The sequence below is a fragment of the SAR324 cluster bacterium genome, assembly GCA_029245725.1.
GTDB lineage: Bacteria > SAR324 > SAR324 > SAR324 > NAC60-12 > JCVI-SCAAA005.
The window spans coordinates 1-7,426 of the sequence record JAQWOT010000192.1; the positions used below are offsets into that span (position 1 = coordinate 1).

General features: G+C 46.4%; 8 protein-coding genes. 3 read left to right on the forward strand and 5 right to left on the reverse strand.

What is annotated here, in order from left to right; all coding sequences use genetic code 11:
* Positions 1 to 444 precede the first annotated feature (444 nt).
* Both P8O70_10190 and P8O70_10195 read right to left on the reverse strand, forming a co-directional pair.
* A complete protein-coding gene (locus P8O70_10190) occupies positions 445 to 579 on the reverse strand; it encodes a hypothetical protein (GenBank protein MDG2197240.1) in 135 nt (44 codons plus the stop codon).
* Positions 580 to 720: 141 nt separating this feature from the next.
* Positions 721 to 1,041, reverse strand: a complete 321-nt coding sequence (locus P8O70_10195; protein ID MDG2197241.1) for a hypothetical protein — start codon at positions 1,039 to 1,041, stop codon at positions 721 to 723.
* 300 nt (positions 1,042 to 1,341) lie between these two features.
* Between P8O70_10195 and P8O70_10200 the strand changes: the two genes are divergently transcribed.
* From P8O70_10200 to P8O70_10210, 3 genes are all read left to right on the forward strand, one after another.
* Positions 1,342 to 2,127 (forward strand): hypothetical protein, encoded by a 786-nt coding sequence (locus P8O70_10200; protein MDG2197242.1) that lies wholly within the window; start codon positions 1,342 to 1,344, stop codon positions 2,125 to 2,127.
* A 4-nt stretch (positions 2,128 to 2,131) separates the two neighbouring features.
* A complete protein-coding gene (locus P8O70_10205; protein MDG2197243.1) occupies positions 2,132 to 4,021 on the forward strand; it encodes a hypothetical protein in 1,890 nt (629 codons plus the stop codon).
* 140 nt (positions 4,022 to 4,161) lie between these two features.
* Positions 4,162 to 4,992, forward strand: a complete 831-nt coding sequence (locus tag P8O70_10210; protein ID MDG2197244.1) for a transporter substrate-binding domain-containing protein — start codon at positions 4,162 to 4,164, stop codon at positions 4,990 to 4,992.
* A 107-nt stretch (positions 4,993 to 5,099) separates the two neighbouring features.
* Here P8O70_10210 and P8O70_10215 read toward each other — a convergent pair whose 3' ends face one another.
* The 3 genes from P8O70_10215 to P8O70_10225 all read right to left on the reverse strand — a co-directional run.
* A complete protein-coding gene (locus P8O70_10215; GenBank protein MDG2197245.1) occupies positions 5,100 to 5,972 on the reverse strand; it encodes an amidohydrolase family protein in 873 nt (290 codons plus the stop codon).
* A complete protein-coding gene (locus P8O70_10220; GenBank protein ID MDG2197246.1) occupies positions 5,969 to 6,619 on the reverse strand; it encodes an RraA family protein in 651 nt (216 codons plus the stop codon). Before P8O70_10220 ends, P8O70_10215 begins: the two co-directional genes overlap by 4 nt.
* 6 nt (positions 6,620 to 6,625) lie before the next feature.
* A partial coding sequence (locus P8O70_10225) for an ATP-binding cassette domain-containing protein (protein MDG2197247.1) occupies positions 6,626 to 7,426 on the reverse strand: 801 nt, incomplete at its 5' end.

Consider the following 7,426-nt stretch of genomic DNA (forward strand, 5'->3'; position numbering starts at 1 on the left):
ACGAAGCACATACTCATCTTCTTCTACCATCCACTGTTGCCAAAGTGGCAAGGCATCTTCCCCGTCTCGTTCCATTCCACGCTTCAGCCGTAATTCTCGATTTGTCTCAATGTAGATTGAAAAACTGAGATAACGACGAAATTGTAAATAGCTTTGTAGCCACTGAGAATTCTCGCCAGCTTTACGTTAAGTGTCTTTTTGCCGGCCCCAACAAAACTATTGATTACTATAATGCGGGTTTGCATTCTTTTTAGAGGGGTGGAACAGATGATCACTTTTGAGAGGTCTAGTACACTACTACTGTGGAAGGTAAATGCTACTAGAATTACTCTTTAACCTGCTACCGAGCACTTTACGAAATAGCGGTGGAAAGCAAAGAAGAAAGCGAAGTTAACCCCACGAGAACCCAATATCTTATGCATCTTGGAGATAAGAACGATCTGGTCACCCTTGCTTAGGAATACCAATGCGGCGATGTCCTTTCTTGATCAGAGTCAAAAATAGATCATGTTGACCTCTTTGGTCATCAGGAACAATTGCTAGGATGCCCTGATTATCGAAGCAGTTGATGATGATCATCTGCTGTCCCTGGTAGAGTAGAGGTAGTGCAATTTACTGATGCCAGTTTGCAACACAGAATTAGTCTTTCCACTCGATAAAGGAGGGAGGCATTGATTAGTATTTGAATACACTTGACCAGCCAACCAGTATTGATAATCGTCAGTGTAATACTTGCATTTGACAGCACTTGTTATTGTATGCTTTGTACAGTGAAGAGATCTGGCAGGCCTTGCAGTTCACTAAGTTCTGAAGACTGTGTACTGCCCCAGTGATCAAACTATTGATTCTACAGTTATTGGGGTGTGTTGAACCAGCTGCCTTAGATGTTGCGTCCAATTCGTTAACGGCCTGCTCTAACTGCTGCTGGATCTCTAGGCGAACTGGCACATCACCATTCCAAGCCAGTAGTTTTATTTTTTCATAAAATGTTTTGATACCGATCTCAAAAAGTGATGAATCTGCTGAGATACTATCAAACACTTTTTCAGAACCAGGCAAGTTGGTAGTCTACAAGCACAGATGAGATCGATTTGGTTTTTATTGTGCAAGGTTGACCGGTGCACTCAAAACCCTGCTAAAACCGCAGAATACCTAGACAGTGGCAACGTGCGAAGGGTATCGGCAAAAGGTATTTTTTGCCCAATTCGACCCGACGCCCCAGACAAAGTAGAGATAGTGAACAAGGCCCTTGCCTCCATTTGCTGTTTAGCAAGTATATTGTTTCTGAGTTCTCAAAATTTGTGGGCAGAAACTTCACTATGCTTGACTTGGGAGCCTGCTTTGGTTTGTCCTGCTTTTGCTGGGGAAGTACTGCCAAGATCTCCTGAACTGATGCAACGTCAGGCCTTATCGCGGTTACAGGATCGGGAATGGCTGAGTACACCAAGAATGGTATTTTGGCCAGAAAAGTACCCAGATGAGCCAACTTACTATGTTGAATCGAATGCCGCTAATCAGAATGAACGATTTTGGTATCACTTTGAGGCTGGTGGTGTCTGGCAGCAACTGCATTGGCTGATTTCCCAACCTTTTCTATACAGCGATGCAGAAAGTGGTCGTGGAGATCTATTAATAGGACTAGGGCTAAATAGTGATTTTCTAAGGGGAAAAATCCATAGCCTTACTCTAGGTGGTTTGCGGTTACCAACTGCTGATTCAGTAGTTGAACCGCGAGAATTTACTCAGCTTCTATTCGCTCAAAAACTGTTTTGGCAATTAGAACCGGGGCAGATGCTGTACCTCGGTGCTGGCTACATCCAGAAAGGTGAAGATCAGAAAAATTATGATCCTGGGGATGTGACTAGCTTTGATGTAGGCTTTGTCAGTCCTGTGACAAATCGTGATTTTCAATTGCAGGGTGGTTTCTTAATGGTCTGGCAATCTTCAGACACATTTCGAGATGCAGGACTGTATTCTAGGGAAAACCGAATTGATCTATTGTTAGGAGCTATCTTCTGGGAAAGATTACGCTTGGGCCTGCAATGGCCATTGCAGACTGATTCTGAATTTCGTCAACATTTTGACCGCCAACCTCTCGGGGAAGTCGGTTTCCACTTGCATTTCTAAGAATATGCGGACCTGTTTCTCTCTCCAATGGGCACTGGGATTGGTCATTTTTCTGTTGTTGATGGCTTGTACAGAGGAAACACCTCCACCAGCTCAGCAAGGAGGTACTCTGCAGGCTGAATTACAGTGGCCAACTAGTCGCAGTAACATCAGTAGTCCGTCACAATTGCCAGAAAACGTAGCATTAATTCGCGCAATTATCAGCGATGCAGCAGGTACTATTCTACGAGATCTAGATGGAAAACTACTAGACCGAACTGAGAAACGAGGGCAGGGGTATCTCTGGTTCAGCCGATTGTACAGCGGAACAAATCTGACTCTTGAAGTGCGTGGCTATGATAACGATTCCCACTTAGTCTATCAGCAGCGTGAGGACGGAATTACCGTTCAGCAAAATAAAATCACAGATCTTGGCCCGTGGACGATGGAAGAGACCGATACGGTGGCCCCATTTGATACGCGATTGATAGAACTAACAACGAATGAGTATGCGGGAATTACCAATGTTCAACTTAGTGCGAGAGACAACTGGGGTATATCCTGCTACTACATCTCTACATCACCAAATCGCCCAGCTTTGCCAACTTCTTCAAATTCTTGTTCTGCACCATGGAAAAATGCTAATGCAGAACGCTACTTCAGCACCATAGAGAATGTTGACCTAGGTTTAGATCTAGATCGTGAAATCGTCTCTGCAGTTGAGACTGTTCCAATCTATGTTTGGTTTGTGGATGAGCCGCGACCAGAACATCCTTACTCAGTATTCGAAAGGCGAATTTCCTTAGCCCAGCGAATGGATGTAGTGATCAATCATGGAGATGATGCACTCCCCGATAACCTCACAATCAACACAACTTGGAGCAATGATCGAAATTCTTCTTACCAGTCTTCGAGCAGTAATGATCTACTGATCGATCTAAGCGCTGTTGATGACTATGGCCTGACGGCTTATTTGCTTAGGGACGACGTCAATGAAACAACTCCAGCAATAGATGATCCCCGCTGGGAGGCAATTGCTAGATGTCCAGAACAAGCCAACAAAAACTTAGTTTGTGTGACAGAAGATAATCCGTCCTGGAAAGACTATCCTTTGCCACCTAAGGAGTGGGACGAGAAAGAGATAAAGTTTGAAAAGCAATCAGGTAATCAACAATTACGTTTCTGGATTCAAGATACTGGGGGCCAGATCCGCTCTTCTAGTTCTCTAACAATTAACGGAAGTAATGCTGCCCCTCGTATTCTGAAGGTGGTACTTAATCAATATGAACACACTACTAGTACAAGAAGTATCCGCTTAGATGTCAGCGCAGTAGATGATCAAAATATTCACAGTTATTACGTTTCACAAAGTCCTACCATGCCAGCCAATTCTAGCAGTTGGGTACTACTAGATGATAAGAGTCGCAGACAGGGTTGGATAGATCATTTCACTTTAGACAAGAACTTATCTCGTGGTTTACAAGAAGTGCATGTATGGGTGAGGGATAACAATTATCAAGTGAGCGATAAAGCAACAGCAACTATTGATTATATTCCTGAACCAGGTTTTGAACACCAGGCATGTTTGAGTAGTAACTGTGGACTAAAAGTTTTTGAACCCAATAAAAATTACACCCTAAGAATAGCATTGACTAGTGAACCAGCAGATGATGTTCCGATAGTTGTGTCTACAGATTCTGAAAAGCTTTTTGATAATGCGACTTCTAGTATTGCTAGGCACACCTTCCAGCAGGAAACATGGTCCTCAGTTTGGGAACTAAACTTTACCACTCCTGCCAACTTGAGCAGCCGTCCTGCTTTGATATACTTAGATTTTACTGTAAATAACCCAGTTGCTCACGATTACGAGTACTCTCGCTTAGGTCAGTATATTCTCAACACGTTGAACTACTAGCTTGTTCCCCATCCAGACCTCACTCAATCTCTTCTTCTCGAACAGCCCTTGACAGTGCTAGTCAAAAAGTTAGGCTCACGCACTTCGGATTGAAGGTGATCTGAAGTTATTTTTCCACCTCATTTCTCTAGAGGAAGTCTATGAAGAATGCTCGACTATCTTGGCAGTGGTTTGCTATCAGTCTCGTCTTACTGATGTCGGTAGCTGCAACAGCATCTGCTCAATCAACATGGGATGCCATCAAGGATCGTGGTTCGATCCGTGTAGGAGTCACTGAGGCTCCTCCCTGGTTTTCAAAGAATCCAGCTACTGGAGAGTGGGGAGGATTAGGCTCAGCTATCGGTAAACAGATGGCCAAGGAGATGGATGTGGAATTTGAGCCTGTCGAAGTGACTTGGGGCACGGCTGTCGCGGCTCTGCAAGCAAACAAGATTGATGTGATGTTCGTTTTGGACGCCACTCCCAAGCGTGCTCTTGCCGTAGATTTTCCAGCCCAACCGTTGCTGTACTATGCGTTGGCTGTGCTTGCTGATGATGACTTGAGCATCAAGACTTGGGAAGATCTCAACAAGTCTGGGGTCAAGATCTCTGTGACCCAAGGGACGACAATGGACACCTATGTCTCAGCGCGTCTGAACAAAGCAGAGATCCTTCGTTTCCCGAGTAACGGTGAATCTGTCGCGGCGTTCCAGTCTGGTAGAGTCAATGCAGTCTCGCTGTTCCATCCTCCGTTGATTGCGATGCGTAAGAAGATTGGCCGGGGGCAAATTGTCCTGCCCTCCCCGATTCGCCAATCTGCATCTTCGGCAGGTGTCCGAATGGAGGCTGACAAGCGCTGGAGGGACTGGGTGAATACGTCGGTTGCGTACTACTACAATACAGGACAGACACAGGTTTGGTATGAGGAGTTTCTACAGGAATTCGGTGTAGATCCTTCTTCAGTACCAGCGATTCGCCGAGAGCAGTGGTAGGGAACGAGAGCTAATGCAATCCTGCTCTGGTATTGTGTTTTGTAAGCAAACTCTGGGGCAGGAAGCTTTCGAACAAAAAGGTGCTCAGCGTCATCACCGCTTCTGAACTACAAACCTATTGGATTCTGGTGCCACCAGTATTCGAAGGGGGAAGAATAGAGAATACGGTCGATGGTTTCGTCTGTCACCCTAGGAAGCTTCGAGCCTTCCACAAGCTGGTTGATGTTTTTGAGGCCACTGATGGATTCTTCCAATGTGGCGAAGGGATAGTCAGTGCCGAAGAAGATCTTATCTGTAACCAGGTATTCCTGAGCAGTGATCAAGATGTTGTAGTATTGCCAGGGACGATAAAAGAGAGCTGAAACCTCCGCGTAGACATTGGGGTTTTTGCGGATCACGGTGACACACTCTTCGTACCAGGGATGCCCCATGTGTGCTAGGATGATCTTTAAATCTGGATACTTCTGTGCGATAGGATCTACGTGGATTGCACGCCCTAGCTCCAGTGGTGAATTGTTGGCAAACGTTGTTCCCATGTGGAGCGTCAGGGGTAGATCTTTTTGGATACAGTAGCGATAGAGTGGACCCATTCTAGGGTCGTCCAGAGGCACACCATTGTAAATCGGCCCATACTTGACACCTTGTAAACCATGATCTTCGATCACAGTCTTCAGCTTTTCGAGGGCTTCTTCTTCTCTCGGATCAAAGTAGGCAAAGCCGACAAATTTGTCCGGATACTTCCCAACAGCCTTGACCACCGTGCTGTCTTCCCCTTGAATACCCACTGAATCCCCATAGCGGGGAGAGAAGATGATCACCTTGTAAGCAAGCTCCATCGCCGCAAAGATAGAGTCTGCATCTGTTGGTACCAACAGTTCTCCGGGCCGCACTCTGGCAATTTGCTCTAAGTAGCTCTGGGAGTAGTGGGCAGGATCCCAAATGTTGACATGGCAATCTATAATTTGTTGTGTTTCGCTCACAGAATTCCGTGTTCTTCGAAGGCCTTGGTGAGGCTCACTCCATTCTCCAACATACCACGTACCTGATTTTCTTCCCTCACTTTCTGGAGTGACTTCTCTACGACTTCTGCTGTGATTTGCTGAGGTACGATCACCACTCCGTCCACATCACCAAAAATAAAGTCTCCACTGTTGACGATGACTCCATGAATTTTCCCAGGAACGTCATACCACATCAGCTTGCCTCGATGCTTACTGTCGAGAGGTCCGATATTTCCAGCAAAGACAGGAAAGTTCATCTGGCGAATACGCTTGACGTCACGAACGGAACCATCTGTCAGGCATCCAGCAGCTTTCAGGTACTGTGATCGGGTGGAGAGCAGTTCTCCCCAAGGTGCGATCTCATGGTGCTGATGACAGAGCAGAACGGCGACCTCATTGGGCAGGAGGCTGTCGATCAAAGCAATCTCATGCTCGTAGACATTCACCTTTTCATCGTCATGATAAATCTTCATGTAGATGCCAACTCGCGCTAGCCCGCAGAGAATCATGCCATCATCTAGAGGTCGAATCCCCGAACTCAGTGCCTGATGCAGGTAGCCCATACTATCCAGAGTGTCTGAGATAACGGCGCTGTAGAGGGTATGCTTCAATTCTTGGAAATTCATATTGGCTCAATTGGGATAGTGACAGGAAACTAGGTGTGGTTGGGTGAGTTGGTTAGCATCACTGAGTTGTGGAGATTCTCCCATGCAGCGTTTTTTTTCTGGTTCTGAGAGAGACTTGAATTTTGGACATCGTGGATAGAAAGCACAGCCCGATGGGGGAGAGACAGGATTGGGTACATCGCCTTCTAGGACAATCCGGTCACTCTTTCGATCTAGATCCGCAATTGGAATCGCAGACAACAGCGCCTGGGTGTAAGGGTGGCGTGGTGTGCGGTAGAGAGCTTCACTCTCCGCCAATTCGACGATCTTGCCCAGGTACATCACAGCAACACGGTCGCTGATGTATTCGACCACACTCAGGTCATGCGTGATGAAGATGTAGGTCAAGCCTCGGGCTTCCTTGATCTCCTGCAATAGCTGGAGTACCTGGGCTTGGATTGACACATCTAAGGCACTGACTGCCTCATCACAGATGACGATCTCAGGGTTGACGCACAGAGCACGGGCAATGCCAATGCGTTGGCGCTGTCCCCCCGAAAACTCGTGGGGATAGTTGTCCATCTGTTCACGGCGCATGTTGACCGCTTCCAACAGATCTCCAATGATTTTGCGACGCTCCGCTTTGGTCTTCACTCCATAGAGCTTGAGTGGGTCCTGTAGGGAACCAAACACAGTGAAGGCCGGATTGAGGGAAGAGTGCGGATCCTGAAAGACAATCTGAATTTTCTGACGGATGTGCTTGAACTCTTCAGGACTCAAGTTGAGCAAGTCGAAGGTTTGCTCTCCTTCGTGATAGAGAATCTGTCC

What these genes read in the sequence shown, in the direction of transcription:
- P8O70_10220 (MDG2197246.1), bottom strand. Translation starts at nt 6,619, where the DNA reads ATGAATTTCCAAGAATTGAAGCATACCCTCTACAGCGCCGTTATCTCA.
- P8O70_10190 (MDG2197240.1), bottom strand. Translation starts at nt 579, where the DNA reads ATGATCATCATCAACTGCTTCGATAATCAGGGCATCCTAGCAATTGTT.
- P8O70_10205 (MDG2197243.1), top strand. Translation starts at nt 2,132, where the DNA reads ATGCGGACCTGTTTCTCTCTCCAATGGGCACTGGGATTGGTCATTTTT.
- P8O70_10210 (MDG2197244.1), top strand. Translation starts at nt 4,162, where the DNA reads ATGAAGAATGCTCGACTATCTTGGCAGTGGTTTGCTATCAGTCTCGTC.